12 protein-coding genes and 1 tRNA gene are annotated in these 20,755 nt (G+C 69.0%); 10 read left to right on the top strand and 3 right to left on the bottom strand.

What is annotated here, in order from left to right:
* Positions 1 to 144 precede the first annotated feature (144 nt).
* The gene (locus NNZ72_RS15430; RefSeq protein ID WP_257316259.1) at positions 145 to 2,094 is read left to right on the top strand and encodes an acetoacetate--CoA ligase; all 1,950 of its coding nucleotides are present in this window, start codon (positions 145 to 147) and stop codon (positions 2,092 to 2,094) included.
* A gap of 230 nt (positions 2,095 to 2,324) precedes the next feature.
* Here NNZ72_RS15430 and NNZ72_RS15425 read toward each other — a convergent pair whose 3' ends face one another.
* Together NNZ72_RS15425 and NNZ72_RS15420 are read right to left on the bottom strand one after the other, a co-directional pair.
* Positions 2,325 to 3,911: an ABC transporter permease gene (locus tag NNZ72_RS15425; RefSeq protein WP_257316351.1), complete on the bottom strand. Its 1,587-nt coding sequence runs from the start codon at positions 3,909 to 3,911 to the stop codon at positions 2,325 to 2,327.
* A 331-nt stretch (positions 3,912 to 4,242) separates the two neighbouring features.
* A complete protein-coding gene (locus NNZ72_RS15420) occupies positions 4,243 to 7,569 on the bottom strand; it encodes a sensor histidine kinase (RefSeq protein ID WP_257316258.1) in 3,327 nt (1,108 codons plus the stop codon).
* A gap of 245 nt (positions 7,570 to 7,814) precedes the next feature.
* Between NNZ72_RS15420 and NNZ72_RS15415 the strand changes: the two genes are divergently transcribed.
* From NNZ72_RS15415 to bcsN, 6 genes are all read left to right on the top strand, one after another.
* A complete protein-coding gene (locus NNZ72_RS15415) occupies positions 7,815 to 8,264 on the top strand; it encodes a phasin (protein WP_257316257.1) in 450 nt (149 codons plus the stop codon).
* Positions 8,265 to 8,402: 138 nt separating this feature from the next.
* Positions 8,403 to 8,479 (top strand) — tRNA-His (locus NNZ72_RS15410).
* Between the two features lie 226 nt (positions 8,480 to 8,705).
* Positions 8,706 to 10,964, top strand: a complete 2,259-nt coding sequence (gene bcsA / locus NNZ72_RS15405) for a UDP-forming cellulose synthase catalytic subunit (RefSeq protein ID WP_257316256.1) — start codon at positions 8,706 to 8,708, stop codon at positions 10,962 to 10,964.
* Positions 10,957 to 13,137: a cellulose biosynthesis cyclic di-GMP-binding regulatory protein BcsB gene (locus NNZ72_RS15400; RefSeq protein ID WP_257316254.1), complete on the top strand. Its 2,181-nt coding sequence runs from the start codon at positions 10,957 to 10,959 to the stop codon at positions 13,135 to 13,137. The genes bcsA and NNZ72_RS15400 overlap by 8 nt, the downstream gene beginning before the upstream one ends.
* Entirely contained in the window at positions 13,134 to 15,041 is a 1,908-nt protein-coding gene (locus NNZ72_RS15395; RefSeq protein WP_257316252.1) for a hypothetical protein, read from the top strand. Before NNZ72_RS15400 ends, NNZ72_RS15395 begins: the two co-directional genes overlap by 4 nt.
* A gap of 9 nt (positions 15,042 to 15,050) precedes the next feature.
* Positions 15,051 to 15,935: a cellulose biosynthesis protein BcsN gene (bcsN, locus tag NNZ72_RS15390; RefSeq protein ID WP_257316251.1), complete on the top strand. Its 885-nt coding sequence runs from the start codon at positions 15,051 to 15,053 to the stop codon at positions 15,933 to 15,935.
* A gap of 3 nt (positions 15,936 to 15,938) precedes the next feature.
* On the opposite strand, the gene NNZ72_RS15385 is transcribed toward bcsN, so the two are convergent.
* On the bottom strand, positions 15,939 to 16,820 hold the full coding sequence (locus tag NNZ72_RS15385; RefSeq protein WP_257316250.1) for a LysR family transcriptional regulator: 882 nt from the start codon (positions 16,818 to 16,820) through the stop codon (positions 15,939 to 15,941).
* A 106-nt stretch (positions 16,821 to 16,926) separates the two neighbouring features.
* On the opposite strand from NNZ72_RS15385, the gene NNZ72_RS15380 reads away from it, so the two are divergent.
* The 3 genes from NNZ72_RS15380 to NNZ72_RS15370 all read left to right on the top strand — a co-directional run bounded on the left by NNZ72_RS15380 (position 16,927) and on the right by NNZ72_RS15370 (position 20,731).
* Entirely contained in the window at positions 16,927 to 18,423 is a 1,497-nt protein-coding gene (locus tag NNZ72_RS15380; protein WP_257316249.1) for a CoA-acylating methylmalonate-semialdehyde dehydrogenase, read from the top strand.
* A gap of 138 nt (positions 18,424 to 18,561) precedes the next feature.
* Entirely contained in the window at positions 18,562 to 19,665 is a 1,104-nt protein-coding gene (locus NNZ72_RS15375) for a YjgN family protein (protein WP_257316248.1), read from the top strand.
* Positions 19,655 to 20,731: a M48 family metallopeptidase gene (locus tag NNZ72_RS15370; RefSeq protein WP_257316247.1), complete on the top strand. Its 1,077-nt coding sequence runs from the start codon at positions 19,655 to 19,657 to the stop codon at positions 20,729 to 20,731. Before NNZ72_RS15375 ends, NNZ72_RS15370 begins: the two co-directional genes overlap by 11 nt.
* Positions 20,732 to 20,755 lie beyond the last annotated feature (24 nt).

Here is a 20,755-nt window from a genome sequence, read left to right as displayed (position 1 = left end):
CTTGCGCTAGGGGATAGGCGCTCGGCCGGAAGAAATCAAATGGCTGCCTTGCGCAATTGCGCCGGAGCGCGACGCGATGCGGCTAGCGGCGCTTTATGCCGCGCCGCAACATGATATAGGAATGCCATTGCAGTGGAGGAATGCATGACAGACAAACCGCTTTGGGAGCCCTCGGCCGATACGCTGGAAAACAGCCCGATGGCCCGGTTCATGAAGGCCTGCGGCGCGCGTCACGGACGCCACTTCGCCTCCTACGACGACCTGCATGCCTGGTCGGTGGCCGAACGCGCCGATTTCTGGAACGCCGTCTGGGAGGACGGCGGCGTGATCGGCGAAAGGGGCGGCGTGGCGCTGGAGAACGGCGAGAGCATGCTTCAGGCCCGCTTCTTCCCCGAGGGAACGCTCAACTTCGCGGAAAATCTCCTCAAGATCGCGGGCGCCGGCGATGCGCTCGTCTTCCGCGGCGAGGACAAGGTCTCCTGCCGCTGGTCCTGGGACGAGCTGCGCGCCCGCGTCTCGAAGCTGCAGCAGGCCTTCGCGGCGATGGGCGTCGGCGAGGGCGACCGCGTCGCCGCCATGATGCCGAACCTGCCGGAGACGATCGCCTGCATGCTGGCCGCCGCCTCCCTCGGCGCCATCTGGTCCTCCTGTTCACCCGATTTCGGCGAGCAGGGCGTGCTCGACCGCTTCGGCCAGATCGAGCCGAAGCTCTTCGTCGCCTGCGACGGCTACTGGTATGCCGGCAGGCTCCAGGACGTGTCGGAGAAGGTGCGGGCGGTGGCGGGCAAGCTCGGCGCGCCGGTGCTCGTGGTGCACTATGCGGGCGATGCGGAGGCGCTTGCCGCCTCCCTGCCGGACGGGCGCACGCTGGATGCGGTCCTTGCGGCATACGAGGAGAAGCCGCTCGCCTTCAGGCGGCTTCCCTTCCGCCATCCGCTCTATATCCTGTTTTCCTCCGGCACGACGGGCGTGCCGAAATGCATCGTGCATTCGGCCGGCGGCACGCTGCTGCAGCACCTGAAGGAGCACCGGCTGCACTGCGGCCTCGTTCCGGGCGAGCGGCTGTTCTACTTCACCACCTGCGGCTGGATGATGTGGAACTGGCTGGTCTCGGGGCTAGCGGTCGGCGCCACGCTCTGCCTCTACGACGGCTCGCCCTTCCATCCGGACGGCAACGTGCTGTTCGACTATGCCGAGGCCGAGACGTTCGCCGTCTTCGGCACCTCGGCCAAATATATCGACGCGGTGCGCAAGGGCGGCTTCACGCCACGCACCACCCACGATCTCTCGCACCTGCGCCTCGTGACCTCGACCGGCTCGCCGCTGTCGCCGGAGGGCTTCGATTTCGTCTACGAGGGCATCAAGCCGGACGTGCAGCTCGCCTCCATCTCCGGCGGCACCGACATCGTCTCCTGCTTCGTGCTCGGCATCCCGCTGAAGCCGGTCTGGCGCGGCGAGATCCAGGGGCCGGGCCTCGGGCTCGCCGTCGACGTCTGGGACGAGGAAGGCCGGCCGGTCCGCGGCGAGAAGGGCGAGCTCGTCTGCGCGAAGGCCTTTCCCTCCATGCCGGTCATGTTCTGGAACGATCCGGACGGGGCGAAATATCGCGCCGCCTATTTCGAGCGCTTCGACAATGTCTGGTGCCACGGCGACTTCGCCGAATGGACGGAGCACGGCGGTATCGTCATCCACGGCCGCTCCGACGCGACGCTCAACCCCGGTGGGGTGCGCATCGGCACGGCGGAGATCTACAATCAGGTGGAACAGCTCGAGGAGGTGGCGGAGGCGCTCTGCATCGGCCAGGAGTGGGACGACGACGTGCGCATCGTCCTCTTCGTGCGCCTGCCTGCCGGCAAGGTCTTGGACGAGGCGCTGGAGAAGACGATCAGGACGAAGATCCGCACCGGCGCCTCGCCGCGCCACGTGCCGGCGAAGATCGTCCAGGTGGCCGACATCCCGCGCACCAAGTCCGGCAAGATCGTCGAGCTCGCGGTGCGCGAGGTCGTGCACGGCCGGCCGGTGAAGAACAAGGAGGCGCTCGCCAATCCGGAAGCGCTCGATCTCTTCGCCGATCTTGCCGTGCTCAAATCCTGAGGCCGCCGGAAGGCGGCGCGTTAACCAAGTTTGCGAAGTCGTGAATGCGCCGCCTGTCCCGGAACCGGACGGGTAAGGAATTGTTAATCCGCAATGGTGCAAGGTCGTACCAACTTGAGCACGCCCGATGAAGGGTGGTCCGGTCTCCGACCCCGATGGCATGAAGCCGTTCATCTCGCTTTTGTTGGACAGCATTCAAACTATCGGGGCGGCTTCGGCCGCCCTCTTTTTTACCTTCGGTCAGCGCCGCTCTTGTCCAGGGAGCGGGAGACGAGGAAGACCGGGATCAGGCCCGCCGCGACGATGATGACGGCCGGCACCGAGGCGTCCTCCACCTTCGCCCGCGAGGCGTCCTCGTAGACCAGCGTCGCCAGCGTGTTGAAGTTGAACGGCCTCAGCATGATCGTCGCCGAAAGCTCCTTCATGCTCTCGATGAAGACGAGGAGCGCCGCCGTCAGCGTCGCCGGCCGCATCATCGGCATCAGCACGCTCCAGAGCGTCTGGCTGCTGGTGCGCCCGAGCGTGCGGGCGGCCATGTCGAGATGCGGCGAGAGCTTGTGGAAGCCGGCGTCGACGGTACCCTCCGCCATGGTGAGGAAGCGCACCGTGCAGGCATAGATGATGGCGAAACCCGTGCCGGAGAGCAGGAGACCGGTGGAGACGCCGAATTCCGCCCGCAGGAAGGCGTCGAGCGCGTTGTCGAACTTGGCGAGCGGGATCAGCACGCCCATGGCGAGCACCGTGCCCGGCACGCCGTAGCCGAAGGAGGCGAGCCGGCTTGCCGCTGCCGTCGCCTTCGAGCGGGTGGTGCGGGCGGCATAGGCGAGCACGAAGGCGAGGCCGACGGCGATCGCCGCCGCCGAGGCCGAGACGAGCACGCTGTTCCAGAGAGCCGAGACGAGCCGGGTGGAGGCGAACTGCTCCAGCCGCCGCGCGGCGTAGCCGCCGAGCACCAGCACGGGCACGGCGAAGCCGATGACGGGCGGCGTCAGGCAGGCGAGCGTCGCCGCCCATTTCTTCCAGCCGGAGAGCTTTAGCCGCACGGAATCCGAGACGGCCGCCGTCGTCTTCTGGCTGGCGAAGCGCTGGCGTCGCCGCGCCCGGCGCTCGACGACCATCAGCAGCACGACGAAGACGAGCATGATGCAGGCGATCTGCGCCGCACCGGCGAGGCTGCCGCGGTTGAGCCAGGTGTCGAAGATCGAGAAGGTGAGCGTCTGGACACCGAGATATTCCACCGCGCCGATGTCGTTCAGCGTCTCCATGGCGACGAGCGTCAGGCCGACCATGATCGCCGGCCGCGCCATCGGGATCTGCACGCGGGCGAAGACGCGCAGCGGCGAGGCACCCAGCGTGCGCGCCACGTCGGCCGCCGCCCGTCCCTGCATCAGGAACATCGAGCGGGCGGAGAGATAGACGTAAGGATAGAGCACGCTCGCCAGCACCAGCACGGCCCCGCCGGTCGTACGCACCTCCGGGAACCAGTAGTCGCGGCTCGTCTGGAAGCCGAACAGGCTGCGGTAGGCGGTCTGCACGGGGCCGGTGAAGGAGAAGAATTCCGCGAAGGCGTAGGCGCCGAGATAGGAGGGGATGGCGAGCGGCAGCACGAGCAGGCCGGAGGCGAGCCGGCGCAGCGGGAAGTCGCAGCTCGCCACCAGCCAGGCCGTGACGACGCCGGTGACGGCGGTGGCCGCGCCGACGCCGGCAAGCAGGAGGAGCGTGCGCGAGGTCGCTCGCGGGATGACGTTGCTGACGAGGTGCGGCCAGTTGCCCGTCCCGCCGGTGGCGGCGATGACGACGATGGCGACGATCGGCATGAGCACGATCGCCGCCGAGAGCACGGCGGTGCCGGTCAGCACCGGGTGGCGGCGGGTGCCGGAGCGAAGGGCGAGGGGCCGTCCCGCGATACTTCTGGCAAATACCTGCAATCTGTCACCCTGGAAAGGAGCCCTTTGATGGACGACCGCATACGCGGCTCCCCCTTACCCCGCCTCCGCTTCGCTCGGCGACCCTTTCCCCGTGGGGAAGAGGTGGGAACGGAGAGGTGACGGCATGCCCCTTTCTCCCCATCGGGGAGAAGGTGGCGGCAGCCGGATGAGGGGGCATCCGCATGCGTTGCCCTCGTTCACCCGGTCTAGACCAATCGGCTCAATCTGCCAACACGCGCGGCGAAGGGAAGGTGACCTCGACCAGCGTGCCCTCGTTCGGCGTCGAACTGATCGAGAAGGTCGCGCGGTTGGCGTCGACCATGGCCTTGGTCAGCGGCAGGCCGAGGCCGGTGCCGTCGCCGCGCTTGCGCGTCGTGCCGGTCGTCACCTGGCGGAACGGCTTCATCGCCTGTTCCAGCTCGGAGCGGGTCATGCCGATGCCGGTGTCGCGGATGCGGAGCACTACGCTGCCGTTCGCCTCGTAGGCCGTCGAGACGACGATCTGCCCGCCGGACGGCGTGAAGCGGATGGCGTTCGACAGGATGTTGAGGGCGATCTGCTTGATCGAGCGCAGGTCCGCCACGACCTGCGGCACGTTGCCGGCAAGCGAGGTGCGGATGATGACACGCTGGGCGTTCGCCTGCGGCTGCACCAGCGACACGGCCTCGGAGACGGTTTCGTTGAGGCCGACGGCGGTGAAGTCGAGGTCCATCTCGCCCGCCTCGATCTTCGAGATGTCGAGCAGGTCGTTGACGATGTCGAGCACGTGGCGGCCGGAGCGGCCGATGTCGTTGGCATATTCGACGTAGCGCGGATGGCCGATCGGCCCGAAGCGCTCGGTCGCCATCATGTCGGAGAAGCCGATGATGGCGTTGAGCGGCGTGCGGATCTCGTGGCTGACGCGGGCGAGGAAGTCGCTCTTGTGGGCATTGGCCGTCTCGGCGGCACGCTTGGCGTTGCGCAGTTCCTCCTCGGTGCGCTTCCACTGGGTGATGTCGCGGATCACCGCGCAGTAGCCGGAAGACGAGGAAAGCCGCCCCATCGTCATGAACAGCGGGATGAAGCCGCCGGAGGCCTCGCGGCCGATCACCTCGCGCCCGTCGTTGAGCACGCTCGCCACGCCGTGGCCGGACAGGCCGGAAAGATAGTCGAGCACGGCCTTCTGGCTCTCATGCGCGAAGAGCAGCGCGAAGGGGCGGCCGCGGATCTCCTCCTCGTCGTAGTTGAAGAGCGCGCTCGCCGAGCGGTTCATCGAGCGGATGATGCCGTCCTGGCCGACGACCACGACGCCGTCCGTCGCCGTTTCGAGGATCGAGCGCAGCTCGCCCGCCTCGATGCGCAGTGCCGAGAGCGCAGCCTGCTCGGCATTGCGCTCTTCCGCCGCCGTTTCCGGCTCGGCCGGTGGTTCGGCGGCCTTTTCCGGTGCGGGCGTCAGCGCCAGCATCAGCGCGCTGCCGTCCTCCCAGCGGATCGACTGCAGGCGGGCGGTGACCGGGCTCGTGCTCTCGCCGTCGGCATGGCGCAGCGCGATCGTGCCGCCACCTTCGCCGGCCGCGGGACCGTCGAGCAGCACGTCGAGCCCGCCGGAAGCTTCAAGGTCCTCGAGCGTCGTATAGCCGGTGAGGCGGAAGAATTCCGGATTGGCGTGGATCAGCCGGTCGCCGACATGGACGAGCAGGGCGACGGGCAGCGCGTCGACCACGGTCGCGGTGAGGCCGTAGTCCATCTGCGTGCGCGGCGGGGCGATGGCGGTGCGCTCGTCGCTCCTGTCGTCGTTTCTCTCCTCGGCCATGCTTTCGGGCGGCAGGTCGTCGGCATGCGGGCCGACCTCGAGGCCGGGCATCTCCGTCTCGGCGTCGAGCGGCGTGCCGGCTTCCTCGGTCGTTTCTTCGGACGGCGGAAGGTCTTCCGGCTTGCGCTTGCCGAAGGTCTCGCCGAGCTGGCGGGCGATCTCGCGGAAGGCGGCCTGCTCGCCGCTGGAAAGCCCCTCGAAGATGCCGCGTCCGCGCCGCGCCTCGAGCTGCACGATCTTGTCGGACTGGCGGCGCACCGGCGTCTCGACCAGCCGCAGCGCCGGCCGCTCGCCGCGGAAGGCATCCTGCTCGCTGCCGTCGGGTTCGGCCGGGGAGGGGCCTGTTTCCGCTTCGGGCGCGTGGCCGGCGGCCGGCTCCGCTGCGGGCCCGTCATCGGGTGTGGCCGCGGTCTCCCCTGCCGGCTCGTCCGTCTCGCCGAGAGCCAGCCCGTGGGCGGCCGGGTCCTCGACGGCGTCGGCGATGCGCACGATGCCGAAGCCGCGGAAGCCGTCGAAGTCGCGGTTGCGCGAATAGGTCGGCAGGGCGGCGAGGTCGACGGGCACGGCGAGGTTCGTGCCCTCGACCGGCCAGAGGATCGTCTTGCCCGACCAGGTGTCGCGACGGCCGAGCAGGTCGGCGATCTTGCCGTCCGGATCGAGGCCGAAGCGGGTGGCGACATCGACGAAGCGCTCGCCGGCGATCGCCGCCGCATGCGGCCCGACGGCCATGGCGAATTCCTCGGAGATCTCGCTGAAGCGGCCCTCCGCGTCGATCTTCCAGACGAAGCGGACCGGCCGGCCCTGCCGGTTGAAGGCGAAACCGCCGGCGGCGACCGGAGGAGCAGCATGTTCCGCGACGCTCTCCTCCGCGGCCGGCTCCTCCGGCTCGACGGCGTATTCCGCGTTCTCTTTCGCGGGCTCGTCCACATCGTCGGCCGGCGCCTTTTCCTCGATCGGCTCGAATTCCCCGGCGGGTGCGATCTCCTCCGCGGCGGCCTCGGCTTCGGCGGGAACGGCGTCTGCGTCGGCCGTCTCGTCTTCCGCCGCCGGGGCGGACTCCTCCTCGTCCCCGTCGGGATCGAGGTGGCCGAGGATGGTCTCGACGGCGAAGAGCAGGTGCAGGGCCGGGTCGGCGGCGACGCGGCCGATGGCGGCGGGCAGGTGGCCCAGGCCGGTGGGGATGGGCCGCTTGACCAGCCAGTCGGCGCTGCGGCCGGCGGCGTTGACGAGCATGCGCCGCGTCTCGGGCGTGATGGCGAGGCTGTCGAAGCCCTCCGAGGCGGCGATGATGCCGCCCTCGCCGTCGAGCACCGCCATGTGCGTGTCGGGATCGTCGAAGCCGGACAGCATGGCCCTCGCCACCGTCTCCCGCGTAAGGCTCTCCGCGGCCACCGGCGCGCTGAACAGGATCGCCTCGTCGCCGGGGCGGATGGTGACGCATTCGACCGTCGCGTTCACCGGAACGCTGCGGAAGCCGCTGCCGATGCGCATCAGGAGGGTGCGCCTTTCGCCCGGCGCCTGCGCCTGGCGCGCCGTGGCGGAAAGCTGGCGGAAGGCGACGTCGCCGGTGTCCGGGCCGGCGTCGAGGAAATCGTAGATGCTGTCGTGGCCGAAGAGCGCAGCACCCCGCCCGTTCGACCACAGCACGCGCGCCATGTCCCTGGAAAACAGGACGACCGCTTCCCCCCTGGCGAAGGGCGCGCGTACCCGCTCGTGGACGGCGACGTCGATAAAGGGGTACTGCTTGGCGGACATGTTCAGGCCTGCGGGTCTGGCTTCCGGCGGTATCGCGCGATTAACGCTTTATTAATAGCGGTGGCCGCCCCGACGGTCCAGCAGCGACCCGCGGCCGCCCGGCGCTTTCGGCCGGCAGGGTTAACGGCAACCCGCTTTATTGTGCATCGCACAAATATGTTGCAATGCAAAAGAAAATGGACTATATAGCGGTCATTCGCAAACATGGTGCCTCTGAAGAGGGCCACAAGCAAGGAGCGCAGACAATGGCGACCAAGAAGACCGACGACGTATTTTCCATCGCATCCATCGACCCGGCCAAGTTCTCCGAGAGCTTCCGCGAATTCGCCGAGAAGGGCGCGGTGCAGACCAAGGAAGCCTATGCCAAGATGAAGGAAGCGGCCGAAGACGCGACGAAGACCGTTGAAGCGACGCTCGAAAGCGCGCAGGCCGGCACCGTCGAGCTCGGCCTCAAGGCCATCGACGCGCTGCGCACCAACGCGGAGAACTCGCTTTCGCACATGGAAGCCCTGCTCGGCGTGAAGTCCGTCGCCGAACTCTTCGAGCTGCAGACCGCCTTCCTGCGCAAGCAGGCGGAAGTCGCCGTCGAGCAGGCCCGCACCCTCCAGGAAACCTCCAAGAAGGTTGCCGAGAAGGTCGCCGCTCCCGGCAAGTCCGCCGCCGAGAAGGCCATGAAGTCCTTCAAGGTCGGCTGAACTCCGGCCCCGGTATGCCGCTGATCAAGGCCGGACGGCAGCGTCCGGCCTTTTTTTGTGGCGTGCGCCACAAGGGACTTGCAAAACAGGCCCTCTGCCCGTATTTGACGGCCCAAGCGCGGTTCGCGCCCCGCATGTGCGGTTGTAGCTCAGTTGGTTAGAGCGCAGGTTTGTGGCACCTGAGGTCGCTGGTTCGACTCCAGCCAACCGTACCATTTCCCTTTTTCTCCCCTGTCCGATCGCCTGCCGCGCTCATCGCCGCCCGCTTTCGCGCGCCCTCGGGCGCCCGCATCAATCCTTCGTTTACCAAGGCCCTGAAAGCCCATCCCGTTTCGGGACTGTATTAGGATTCCGTTGACCAATGGATCCCTAATTTCGGCCCGTTCCCGTTTGGGGAATCGGTCCGCATGACGCGCCGCCGCGATGCAAATGGGGTTTCAGATGCACATGACGTGCGCCAAATGGCTGGCGGTTCCCGCCGGCATGCTCGGGCTGTTCCTTCTCTGGCTGCCGATCAGCCTCCAGGCCCAACTCGTTCTCAGCTTCGCCGTTCTCGGAATATTGTTCCTGGCGATGACCCGCCCGGAAAGCCCGGTCTTCCGGCTCGTCACCTTCGTCTTCGCCGCCATCCTCGCCATGCGCTACGCCTTCTGGCGCACGACGGAGACGCTGCCGAGCGTGCACGAGCCGCTGAACTTCATCCCCGGCCTCATGCTCTACCTTGCCGAGATGTATTGCCTCGCCATGCTGGCGGTGAGCTTCTTCATGCTCGCCGACCCGGTGAAGCGCAAGACGCCGGCGCCGGGCGCCGCCGCGGACCTTCCGACGGTCGACGTCTTCATCCCGTCCTACAACGAGGACCCCGAGCTTCTCGCCGGCACGCTCGCGGCGGCGAAGTCGATGCTCTACCCGCGCGACAAACTTGCCGTCTACCTGCTCGACGACGGCGGCACGGAGGCCAAGCGCAACCACAGGGACCCGCGCATCGCCATCGCCGCGATCCGCCGGCACGGGCAGCTGAAGGCACTCTGCGCGGCGCTCGGCGTCCACTATCACGCGCGCGGACAGAACGACCATGCCAAGGCCGGCAATCTCAACGAGGGCCTCAAGGTCTCGAAGGGCGAGCTCGTCGTCGTCTTCGACGCCGACCACGCGCCGGTGCGCGAGTTCCTGCGCGAGACTGTGGGCTTCTTCCGCGAGGACAAGAAACTCTTCCTCGTGCAGACGCCGCATTATTTCCTGAACCCGGACCCGCTGGAGAAGAACCTCAGGACCTTCGCCCGCATGCCCTCGGAGAACGAGATGTTCTATTCGATCCTGCAGCGCGGGCTCGACAAGTGGAACGCGTCCTTCTTCTGCGGTTCGGCGGCGGTGCTGCGCCGCTCGGCGCTTGCCGCGGCGAACGGCTTCTCCGGCCAGTCGATCACCGAGGATTGCGAGACGGCGCTGTCGCTGCATGCCCGCGGCTGGCACAGCATCTATGTCGACAAGCCGCTGATCGCCGGCCTGCAGCCGGAGACCTTCGTCTCCTTCATCGGCCAGCGCGCCCGCTGGTGCCAGGGCATGCTGCAGATCCTGCTGCTCAACCGTCCGTTCCTCGCGAAGGGCCTGACGCTCGCCCAGCGCGTCTGCTACGCCGGCATCAACCTCTTCTGGCTGTTCCCGCTGTCGCGGCTCGCCTTCACCTTCTCGCCGCTCCTCTACATCTTCTTCTCGCTGGAGATCTACCAGGCGAACATCGCCGGCTTCGCCGCCTATGCGGTCACCTATCTCGTCGGCTCCTTCGCCATGCAGAACTATCTCTACGGCCGCGTCCGCTGGCCCTGGGTCTCGGAGCTCTACGAATACGTGCAGTCGGTGCTGCTGTTCGGCTCGATCCTCAGCGTGCTGCGCAACCCGCGCAAGCCCACCTTCAACGTCACGGCGAAGGGCCAGACGCTTGATCGCAGCATGCTCTCGCCGCTGGCGCGACCCTATTTCCTGATCTTCTTCCTGCTGCTGGCCGCCGCCCTCTATTCGGGCTACCGGCTGATGACGGAGCCGGTCGCGACCGAGCTCCTGCTGATCGTGGCGGGCTGGAACCTCGTCAATCTGAGCCTTGCCGGGGCCGCGCTCGGCGTCGTCGCGGAACGGCGGGAGCTTCGCCGCAACCAGCGCCTGCCGGTCCGGCGCCACGCGCTGATGGCGCTTGCCGGCACGCTGCACACGGTCGTCATCCAGGACGCCTCCTTCGGCGGCGTCTCGGTGGAGTTCCTCGAGAACGCGCCGGCAATCGATCCGGAAAACCCGGTCGAGGCGACGATCGAGCTGCGCCGGGGCGGCCGCTCCGTCTCCTTCGAGGTGGTCAGCCGCTCGAGGCGTGGCGGCGGGGAGGGCATCTACGGCTTCGCCTATCGCGAGCGCACGCCGCAGACCTTCATCGCCATCGCCGATCTCATGTATGCCGACCAGTCGGTGCTGCAGGAGCGGCTGACGCGCCGCCAGGTCCGCTGCGGCTTCTTCCGCGGCACGGCGCGTTTCGCGCTGTGGAGCGTGACGGAGACGCTCCGGGCGCTCGGCTATGCCGCCGGCCTGGTGCGCGAAAGCGTCGTGCCGTCGGCCGCCGATGCGCCGATCGTGGTGAAGGAGAACAGCGCCTCCATTCCCGGCCGCGCTGCCGCGCTGCCTCCCATCCTCGCCGGAGCCCATGTCCATGGCTAAGACGTTTCTTCCCCTGCTCGTCGGGCTCGCCCTGCTTGCGGCTTCGACCGCCCCCTGCCGGGCCGTGGATGCGGCCGCCCTGATCCCCTTCGAGCAGTCGGCCGACGACCATACGCTTTCCGGCGAGGACGACGAGGCGCTCTTCAGCTTCCATCTCGACGGCGCGCAGGCGGCGGCGGGTGGTCTCCTCACGCTCGCCTATGCCAACGCCGTCTCCGTGCTGCCCGACACGGCGCGGATGGACGTCGAGGTCAACGGCCGCGCTGCCGGCGGCTTCGCCATCGCCTCGCCCGGCGGAACGCGCGCCGAGACGATCTCCGTCGACGCCGGCATGCTGAAGCCCGGCCGCAATACCGTGCGGCTGCGCGCCCGCCAGCACCACCGCGTCGACTGCTCGCTCGACGCGACCTACGAGCTGTGGACGAAGCTCGACCCAGCGGCGACCGGCTTCCGGCCGGCGCAGGACGTCGCCTTCGACGATTTCGACAGCTTGCTCACCGTGCGCCGCAACGCCGACCGCACCGATATCCGCGTGGTCGTTCCCGGGGCGCTCGATGCGGAGGCGCTGAATATCGTGGCCCCTGCGCTCCAGGCGCTCGTGCTCTTCCTCAACCGCGATGACGTCGCGGTCTCGGTCGCCGACCGGCCGGGGACCGGCCCCGGCATCGACCTCGTCGTGGCGACGGACCGTGTCGGTAGTACCGCATTTGCCGGCGCGCCGCGCGGCCTGTCGGTGCGGCCGGCGGGCGAGGCGGGACGGGCGACGGTCGTGCTGCGCGCCGTTGGCCGCAGCGAGGCCAATGCGGCGGTGCTCGCCGCCGTCAGGGGACCGATGGCCGACGGGCTGAAGTCCGGCGTTCTCGGTGCGGAAAGCGGCAGGCTCGTGGTCGAGGCCGGCACGCGGCTCACGCTGAGAGAGGCGGGATACCGTACCCGTACCTTCTCGGGCCGCCTGTCGCGCACCGGCTTCTCCGTCGAGATGCCCGCGGATTTCTATCCGGCGGAGTATGCGACGCTCGACCTTCATCTCCACGCCGCGACCTCGCCGGGCCTCGATCCCTCGGCGCAGCTCCTCGTCAGGGTCAACGACCGCGTCGTGAAGAGCTATCCGTTCCGCAACCGTGACGGCGAGCAGTTCGACGGCAAGCGCATCGAGCTACCGCTGCGCGCCTTCCGCCCCGGCGCCAACCGGGTGGAACTGCTCGCCGAGCTGCCGGTGGCGGCCGACGCGGCCTGCCGGCCGGAGGCGCGCGACGACGCAAGGCCGCGCTTCATCCTGCTCGACACGACGTCGATCGAGGTGCCGGCGCTCGCCCGCCTCGGCCGGCTTCCCGATCTCGCCGCCCTCGCCGGCAAGGCCTATCCCTATGCCGGCGGCAAGGGCTTCGACCTCTTCCTCGACCGGGCGGACGCCGGGACGGCCGCCGCCGGCCTGACGCTGCTGTCGCGCCTTGCGCTCGCCGCCCGCGCGCCGTTCGACGTTACTATCGCCCTCGGCGCACCCGCGGCGGGAAGCAGCCGCGACGCGCTCGTCATCACCGCGCAGGGCGAATTCGCCGAACTCGGCGCCGCCGGCAAGGGCGCCTTCCCCGATCCGGTGGTGACGGCCTCGATTTCCGACGGGCCTGCCGCCGATTCCGCCGCGCTGCTGGAAGCCTTCCGCAGCGCGACCGCGGCCGGGGAGGATGACCTGTCGTTGACCGCACGCGCGCGGCTGTGGCTTGCGGAAGCCCCGCGCCGCTTCGGCCGCTGGCTGAACTATGACGGCGAGGCGCCAGCGCACGCCGTGCCGCACGGGGAGGGCGCGCTCGTCACCCTCTCGCAGATGCGCTCGCCCGACGGGCTTGCGACCTGGACCACGCTCAGCGCCGCCGCGCCGGACGAGGCGGAGGCAGGCGCGCGCCGTCTCGTCGAGCCCGCGGTCTGGCGCAACCTTGAGGGCGGGACGGCGATTGTCGAGAAGGCGGGCCTGTCGGTGGTGAGCATGCCCGCCGCGGAACGCTACGTCGCGGGGCTCGCCGACCGCAGCCCCGGCAACCTGCGCCGCGTCGCCGCCGCGTGGTTCTCTGACAATTTCGAGATCTACGTTCTGCTCGTGCTGGGCTCGCTCGGCCTCTTCGCCGCCTGGCTCGGGTTGACGGTTCCCCGCAAGGGCGTGAGGTCCGACCGATGAGACTGCTGTTCCTTTCCGGCCTGCTGCTTGCCTCCGCCGCCTTTGCGGAGGAAGCGAGGTCCGTCCCCGATGCGGTCGAGCTGGCCGCGCTCTACTATTACGCCGAGCACGGCGAGCAGGACCGGGTGGAGGCCGAGGCGGCGCGCCTGCGGCTGAAATATCCCGGTTTCGTCGTGCCGGCCGACATCCATGCGCCGGCTGCGGGGCAGGCGGACGAAAGTGCGCTCTGGACGCTCTACGAGGCGGACGATTTCGCCGGCATCGAGGCCGAGATCGGCCGCCGCCGCGCGCAGGATCCCGCATGGGCGCCGAGCGAGGACTTCTCCGCCAAGCTCGCCCGCCGCAAGCTGCGCGCCGAGATGACGGCGGCTGCCGCCCGCAAGGACTGGGCGGGCGTCGTCGCGGCGGCAGGCGGGCTCGATCCGGAAAGCGAGACCGAGGTCGACCTCGTCTGGATGCTGATCGACGCGGCCGCCGAGACCGGTGCGAAAACGGTCGCGGAGACAGCCTATCGCGGCCTGCTTTCGCGCGAGGGCGCGGCGCGCCTGCCGGACGGGCAGCTCGTGGCCACCTTGCGCAAGGCCGTGCGCGATCTGCCCGCCGAAGACCTGCGTCGCAAGCTTGCCGGCCTCGGTCTGCCCGCGGCGGAGATCGAGCCGATCGAACGGGACCTGGCGCGCAGGGAAGTCGCGGCGTTCAACGCGGACGAGGCAAGGCAGGCGCCGCTCGCCGAAGCCACGCTCGCCCGCCTGCGGACGGCGCCGGAGACAGCCGACCTTTCCCTTCTCGGCTGGCACGACCTCAAGACCGGCGCGCCGAAGACGGCGGAGCAGTGGTTCCGCACGGCGCTTGCCGGCGGGCGCGATGCGGAGAACGCCAAGGGCCTCTACCTGTCGCTTGCCGCGCAGGATCGGCAGGACGAGGCCTATGGCGTCGCCGAGGCCTATCTGCAGGAGCTCGCCGGCGACCCGCAGTTCCTGATGAACGCACTCTCCGTCCGTTTCGCAAGGCCCGGTGAGCGGGAGATCGACGCCGGCACGGTGACGGCCTACAGCAACGCCATTCTCGCCGCCGAGAGTGCCGGCCATGCGGAAATCCTTGCCTGGTATGCCTACAATTCCCGCCAGTACGAGGCCGCTAGGGCCTGGTTCGGCAAGGCGCTCGATTGGGAGAGCGCGCCGGTGCGGGTGAAGGGCCTCGCCCTAAGCCTGCTTCGCCTCGGCGACAAGGCCGGTTCCGCCGCGCTGGAGGAGGAATACCGGGGCGTCTACCCTGCGGTCTGGGAGGAGATCGGCAGGATCCGTCCGTCCAAAAGGAACCGGGCGGCCACCGCCGAAACGCCGGCCAAGGCCGCGGCCGACACCGGCTATCTCGCCGATTTCAAGGCGAAGCGCTACGGCGCCTGCGTGGAGAAGCTCGCCGCTCTCGAGACACGCGGCCCCCTCTCTGCCGATGCGCAGCTCATCAGGGGCTGGTGCCATCTGGGCCTCGACCGCCTGTCCGAAGCGCGCAGGGCCTTCGAGGCGGCGCTCGGCAATGCCCGTACCCAGCCGGACGCCACCTATGGTGCGGCGCTGACGCTGCTGCGCGGCCGGCTCACCGACGAGGCGGAGGCGATCGTCGGCCTTTACCCGCTCGCGGAAAAGCGCGAGCGCGAGGTGCGGGCGGAAATCTACTGGCAGCGCGCCCGTTCCGCCTTCGACCACAAGCAGTACCAGCGGGTGCTCGACGCGCTGAACGCGCGCATGGCGCTTGCCGCCGAGCCGCCCGATCTCAGCCAGCTTCGCGGCTGGGCGCACTATCATCTCGGCAACCGCCGCGAGGCGCGCGCCGTGTTCGAAAGGCTCGACATGCATCTCCACGACGCTGCCGCCGCGCGCGGCATCGCCGCCACCGCGCGATAAGGGTCCGCCATGCGCTTCCTCGCCGTCTCCACCCTGCTTCTCTCGCTTGCCGGCTGCTCGACCGTCAGCGACCCGTTCCTCGAGACCGGCTCGATCCGGCCGGATGCGCCGCCGCTGTCGAGCGATGTCGCGCCGGATTTCGCTGCCGCGCTGCTGCCGGCGGCGGGCGCCGTCGAGAGCGTCCGACAGACGGTGCGCGACGACGATCTCGAACAGACGATCGTCTACGCCAACGCTACGGCGATGGCGGGCGAGAACGCGCTCACCGTGCGGATCGGCCTGCCGGGCAAGGGCGCGGCCTTCCGGCGCGCGCCGACGCGCGGGGCGATCCTTGCGGAGATGCGTGCAAGCCTCCCCGGCGTCGCCATGACCATCGAGCCGGCGCCGGGCGGGAACATGCATGGCGTCTACGGCTATGCCACCGGCGCGCTCGGCGCCTCGGGAAGCTGCCTCTATGCCTGGCAATATGTGAAGCGCATCGCGCCGGCGGCGGAGGCTACCGCCGTCGGGCAATGGCGCGCGCCGGCCTATGCCGCGCAGGTGCGCCTGCGCTTCTGCGATCCCGCCATCCCGCGCGAGCGCATCGCCGCGCTGATGGACGGCCTGCGGCTGAAGCCGGTGACGCGCGAGACGCTGGACATGCTGCGCTTCGCCGCCGGCAACGGCAGCATCCGCGCCAAGGCCGCCCCCGTCGTCGCGGCGGAGACGGTTTCCGTCGAGCCGCGTCGGGTGGCGAAGCGCAGCGTCGTCGCGGAAGAGCCTGCCGGGGAGAGCGCGGCCGTCGCCCGCACCGTGCGCGTGCCGTTGCCGGGCGAGATTCTCGCGGAAGATGACAAGCGGGAGGTGAAGGTGGCGAAGGTGCCGCTGCCGGAGACAACTGCCGCCCTCGACTGAGGCCTACAGGAAGATGGCGTGCTCCTCCTGCACGAGTTCCTGCACGAATTCGACCACGGTGCGCACGCGCACCAGATCGCGCGCGCTCTCGTGCCAGGTCGTCCAGTAGGCGCGGCGGATCGCGGTCGCGGGCAGGAGGCGGACGAGCTCGCCGTACTGGCGGGCGATATAGTCGTGCAGGATGCCGATGCCGGCGCCGGAACGCACGGCCTCCGTCTGCCCCGTGGCGCTGGAGATCTCGAAGCCCGCGTCCCAGCTCCGCATGATCTCGCCGGTGAAGTTGAGCGAGGCGGTGAAGATCAGGTCCTCCACATAGCCGATGCGCCGGTGGCCCTTGAGGTCCTCGATGGTCTGCGGCGTGCCGTTCTCGTCGAGATAGGCGCGCGAAGCGTAGAGGCCGAGCGTGTAGTCGGTGAGCTTCGCCGAGACCAGCCGGCCCGTCTCCGGCCGCTCCAGCGTGATGGCGATGTCCGCCTCGCGCTGCGACAGCGAGAAGGAGCGCGGCACCGGTACGAGCTGGATGCGCAGCTCCGGATGGCGCGCCGTCAGCCGGCCGAGGCGGGGGGCGAGGAAGGAGACGCCGAAGCCGTCCGGCGCGCCGATGCGCACGGTGCCGGCGACCGCCGTGTCGATGCGGCCGATGCTCGCCTGTGCGGCCAGCATCTCGGTCTCCATGCGCTCCGCCGCGCGGAGGAAGATCTCGCCCTCGGACGTGAGCTCGCAGCCGTTGGTGCGCCGCACCAGGAGCCGCGTCTTCAGCGTCTCCTCCAGCGCGCTCACCCGCCGGCTGAGCGTGGCGTGGTTGACGCCGAGCCGGCGCGAGGCGGCGAGAAGCTGCCCGGTGCGCGCCACGGCGAGGAACATGCGCACGTCGTCCCAGTTCATCGGCGCCTCCGTTGGTCGATTTCTGCACAACGGTTGCTTATCCGAGGCGATTGAATTGTGCAAATCGTAGTGCGATGATCCGCCCACATCAACGGAGGACTTCCCAATGCGTGAGATCGGGCATTTCATCAACGGCGAACGGGTGGCCGGCAGGAGCGGCCGCACCTCGAACGTCTACAACCCCGCGACCGGCGAGGTTCAGGCGAAGGTATCGCTGGCCAACGCCGAGGAGCTGCAGGCCGCCGTCGACGCCGCTCTCGCCGCGCAGCCGGCCTGGGCCGCCACCAACCCGCAGCGCCGCGCCCGCGTCTTCATGAAGTTCGTCGACCTCCTCAACCAGAACATGGACGAGCTCGCCACGCTGCTCTCCAGCGAGCACGGCAAGACCTTCGACGACGCCAAGGGCGACGTCATCCGCGGCCTGGAAGTCTGCGAGTTCGTCATCGGCATCCCGCACCTCTCCAAGAGCGAGTTCACCGAGGGCGCCGGCCCCGGCATCGACATGTACTCGATCCGCCAGCCGGTCGGCATCGGCGCCGGCATCACGCCGTTTAACTTCCCGGCCATGATCCCGATGTGGATGTTCGCCCCGGCGATCGCCTGCGGCAACGCCTTCATCCTCAAGCCCTCCGAGCGCGATCCGTCCGTTCCGATCCGCCTTGCCGAGCTGATGATCGAGGCCGGCCTGCCGAAGGGCGTCCTCAACGTCGTCAACGGCGACAAGAGCGCGGTCGACGGCATCCTGGCCCATCCGGACATCGGCGGCGTCTCCTTCGTCGGCTCGACGCCGATCGCGCGCTACGTCTACGGCACGGCGGCGGCGAACGGCAAGCGCGTCCAGACCTTCGGCGGCGCCAAGAACCACATGATCATCATGCCCGACGCCGACCTCGACCAGGCCGTGAACGCGCTGATGGGCGCGGGCTACGGCGCGGCCGGCGAGCGCTGCATGGCGGTCTCCGTCGCCGTTCCCGTCGGCGAGGAAACGGCGAACCGCCTCGTCGAGAAGCTGGTGCCGAAGGTCGAGAGCCTGCGCATCGGCCCCTATACCGACGACAAGGCCGACATGGGCCCGCTCGTCACGAAGGAAGCCAAGGCCCGCGTCACCGGCCTCATCGACAAGGGCGTGGAAGAGGGCGCGAAGCTCCTCGTCGACGGCCGCGGCTTCAAGCTCCAGGGCTACGAGGACGGCTTCTTCCTCGGCGGCTGCCTGTTCGACCACGTCACGCCGGACATGGAGATCTACAAGACCGAGATCTTCGGCCCCGTCCTCTCCGTCGTGCGCGCGAAGAACTATGAGGAAGCGCTGTCGCTGCCGATGAAACACGAATACGGCAACGGCGTCGCCATCTACACCCGCGACGGCGACGCCGCGCGCGACTTCGCCAGCCGCATCAACATCGGCATGGTCGGCATCAACGTGCCGATCCCGGTCCCGCTCGCCTACCATTCCTTCGGCGGCTGGAAGGCCTCGTCCTTCGGCGACCTCAACCAGTACGGCACCGACTCGATCAAGTTCTGGTCGCGCACCAAGACGGTGACGAGCCGCTGGCCCTCGGGCATCAAGGACGGCGCCGAGTTCGTCATGCCGACGATGAAGTAAGCGGTTTTCCGCAGCTTTTCGGAAAGGGCTCCCCGGCGGGAGCCCTTTTTGCTTGCAGCCTTTTTGCGGAGCCGAAGAATAGGGGCGCGGGCCGGGCCGTTACCCGGTCGGCATCTGCAGCACAGAAGGGGGCAAGGCATGTCTTTGGCAGGAACTTCGCAGCCGTCCGGGTCGGTGCCCGGGCAGGCCGGCGGTTTTCATCGCGTCGCGTTCACCGGCAAGGCGTCGGAATATTTCGGCATCTGGATCGTCAACGTGCTTTTGACGATCATCACGCTCGGCATCTACTCCGCCTGGGCCAAGGTGCGGCGCAACCGCTACTTCTTCGGCAACACGGTGCTGCTCGGCCGCGCCTTCGAGTATCATGCCCGCGGCCTGCAGATCCTGATCGGCCGCCTGATCGTGCTCGGCGGCCTAATCGTGCTCAACGTCATCGCCGCCCTCGTGCCGATCCTTGTCCTCCTGCCGACGATCGTCATCCTCGTCGCCCTGCCGTGGCTCGTCGCCAAGGGCCTGCGCTTCAGCGCCCGCGTGACGAGCTACCGCAACGTCCGCTTCGATTTCGTCGGCACCGCCGGCGGCGCCTTCAAGGCCTTCATCCTCGGCGGCCTGCTCGCCGTCATCACGCTCGGCATCCTGTCGCCGCTCGCAAGCCGCTGGGTCGGCCGCTACATCGGCTCCAACCTGCGCTACGGCGGCAAGGCCTTCGACACGGACCCGCGGCTCGGGCCTCTCTACAAGTCGTGGCTCCTGTCGCTGCTGATCGCCCTCGTCGGCCTCGCGATCATCGCCTTCCTCGTCGTGGCGAACCTGCCGACGATCCTGGCGGCGATCGAGACCCCCGGCGCGGTCACGCCCGAGCAGCAGGTGCCGCTCATCACCAGCCTCGTCGCCGGCTATGTCGTGCTGTTCGTCACCTTCGCCGTCGCGGGGCTCTTCTACCGCGCGGGCGTGCGCAACATCACCTGGTCCGCCACCACCTTCGACGGCCAGCATCGGCTCATGAGCGACCTCTCCCGCCGGCGCTATACCTGGATCGCCGTCACCAACGTCATCGTCACGCTGATCACCTTCGGCCTGATGCGGCCCTGGGCGGCGGTGCGCATGGCGCGCTATACGTGGGAGCATACCGGCGTTACCTTCGCCGGCGACGTCGGCGAGCTGTTCGCGCGGATCGAGGCGCAGGGATCGGCCATCGGCGCCGAGTTCATGGATCTGGAAGGGTTCGATTTTGGCTTCTGAAGAAAGGGCGATCGCCGGCGGAGACTGGCATCCGGCCGGTTCCAGCCGGTCGGTCGCCGCAAGGCTGGTCGACAGGAGCGGCCGCCTTGCCGCCGTGCCGGAGGCCGGCGGCACGCCGCTTGCCGAGGCGCCGGCGGACCGGGCGGAGATTTCCGCCCGCGTCGGTTCCATTCCCCGTCGTATCACCTTTTCCGACGGCTCCGTCTTCGAGACCTGGGACAATGACGGCATCGACCGCTACCTGGCGGCAAACGGCAGGGGCGGGGCCGGCCTCGTCCACTGGCTGGAGCAGTTCCGGCTGCGGCTCGTGGTGGTCGTGCTCGCCGCCTTCGTGCTCGGGGGTGCGATCTACCGCTTCGGGGTGCCGCTCCTCGTCGAGGTCGCCGTCCGGGTGACGCCGCCGGTGGTGCCGGAGCTCATGGCGAAGGGCACGATGGAGGCGCTGGACGCCACCACATTCTCGCCGACCCGGCTGCCGGAGGCGAAGCGGCGGGAGATCGCCGACGGCTTCGCCCGCATCGCCGCCCTCTCGCCGCGCGGGGAGGCGGGCTATACGCTGAACTTCCGCGACGGCGGCGCGATAGGTCCGAACGCCTTCGCGCTGCCGGACGGCACGCTCGTCGTCACCGACCAGCTCGTGACGCTCGCCGGCGACGACACCGAGATGATCGTCGGCGTGCTGGCGCACGAGATCGGCCATGTCGAGCTGGAGCACAGCCTGCGCCAGCTCTATCGCGCGGCCGGCATGGCCGGCCTCATCATGCTGATCGCGGGCGACGTCGGCTCCGGCGTGGAGGACGTGCTGGTGCAGGGCGGCGGCCTCGTCGCGCTCTCCTATTCCCGCGCCGCCGAGGCTGCGGCCGACCGCCGCTCCGTCGAGCTGATGGCGAAGGCCGGCTTCGATCCAGCGGCCATCGCCCGCTTCTTCACGCTGCTCGAGGAGAAGCTCGGCGACCGTTCCGGCACCAGCATGCTCTCGACCCATCCCGGAACGCCCGAGCGCCGCAAGGAGATCCTCGACTACGCCCGCATCCTCTCCGGCCAGTCGGCGCCCGACCGGCAATGAAACGGAAACGGCGGCCCGGAGGCC

It is taken from the genome of Shinella pollutisoli (genome assembly GCF_024609765.1).
GTDB lineage: Bacteria > Pseudomonadota > Alphaproteobacteria > Rhizobiales > Rhizobiaceae > Shinella > Shinella pollutisoli.
The sequence above is the reverse complement of the archived record's forward strand: the minus strand, read 5'-3'. Positions and strand labels throughout refer to the sequence as shown.

Excerpts from the sequence above, each read along its gene's own strand:
- NNZ72_RS15430 (WP_257316259.1), top strand. The coding sequence starts at position 145 with ATGACAGACAAACCGCTTTGGGAGCCCTCGGCCGATACGCTGGAAAAC.
- NNZ72_RS15425 (WP_257316351.1), bottom strand. The coding sequence starts at position 3,911 with ATGCCGATCGTCGCCATCGTCGTCATCGCCGCCACCGGCGGGACGGGC.
- NNZ72_RS15420 (WP_257316258.1), bottom strand. The coding sequence starts at position 7,569 with ATGTCCGCCAAGCAGTACCCCTTTATCGACGTCGCCGTCCACGAGCGG.
- NNZ72_RS15415 (WP_257316257.1), top strand. The coding sequence starts at position 7,815 with ATGGCGACCAAGAAGACCGACGACGTATTTTCCATCGCATCCATCGAC.
- bcsA (WP_257316256.1), top strand. The coding sequence starts at position 8,706 with ATGCACATGACGTGCGCCAAATGGCTGGCGGTTCCCGCCGGCATGCTC.
- NNZ72_RS15400 (WP_257316254.1), top strand. The coding sequence starts at position 10,957 with ATGGCTAAGACGTTTCTTCCCCTGCTCGTCGGGCTCGCCCTGCTTGCG.
- NNZ72_RS15395 (WP_257316252.1), top strand. The coding sequence starts at position 13,134 with ATGAGACTGCTGTTCCTTTCCGGCCTGCTGCTTGCCTCCGCCGCCTTT.
- bcsN (WP_257316251.1), top strand. The coding sequence starts at position 15,051 with ATGCGCTTCCTCGCCGTCTCCACCCTGCTTCTCTCGCTTGCCGGCTGC.
- NNZ72_RS15385 (WP_257316250.1), bottom strand. The coding sequence starts at position 16,820 with ATGAACTGGGACGACGTGCGCATGTTCCTCGCCGTGGCGCGCACCGGG.
- NNZ72_RS15380 (WP_257316249.1), top strand. The coding sequence starts at position 16,927 with ATGCGTGAGATCGGGCATTTCATCAACGGCGAACGGGTGGCCGGCAGG.
- NNZ72_RS15375 (WP_257316248.1), top strand. The coding sequence starts at position 18,562 with ATGTCTTTGGCAGGAACTTCGCAGCCGTCCGGGTCGGTGCCCGGGCAG.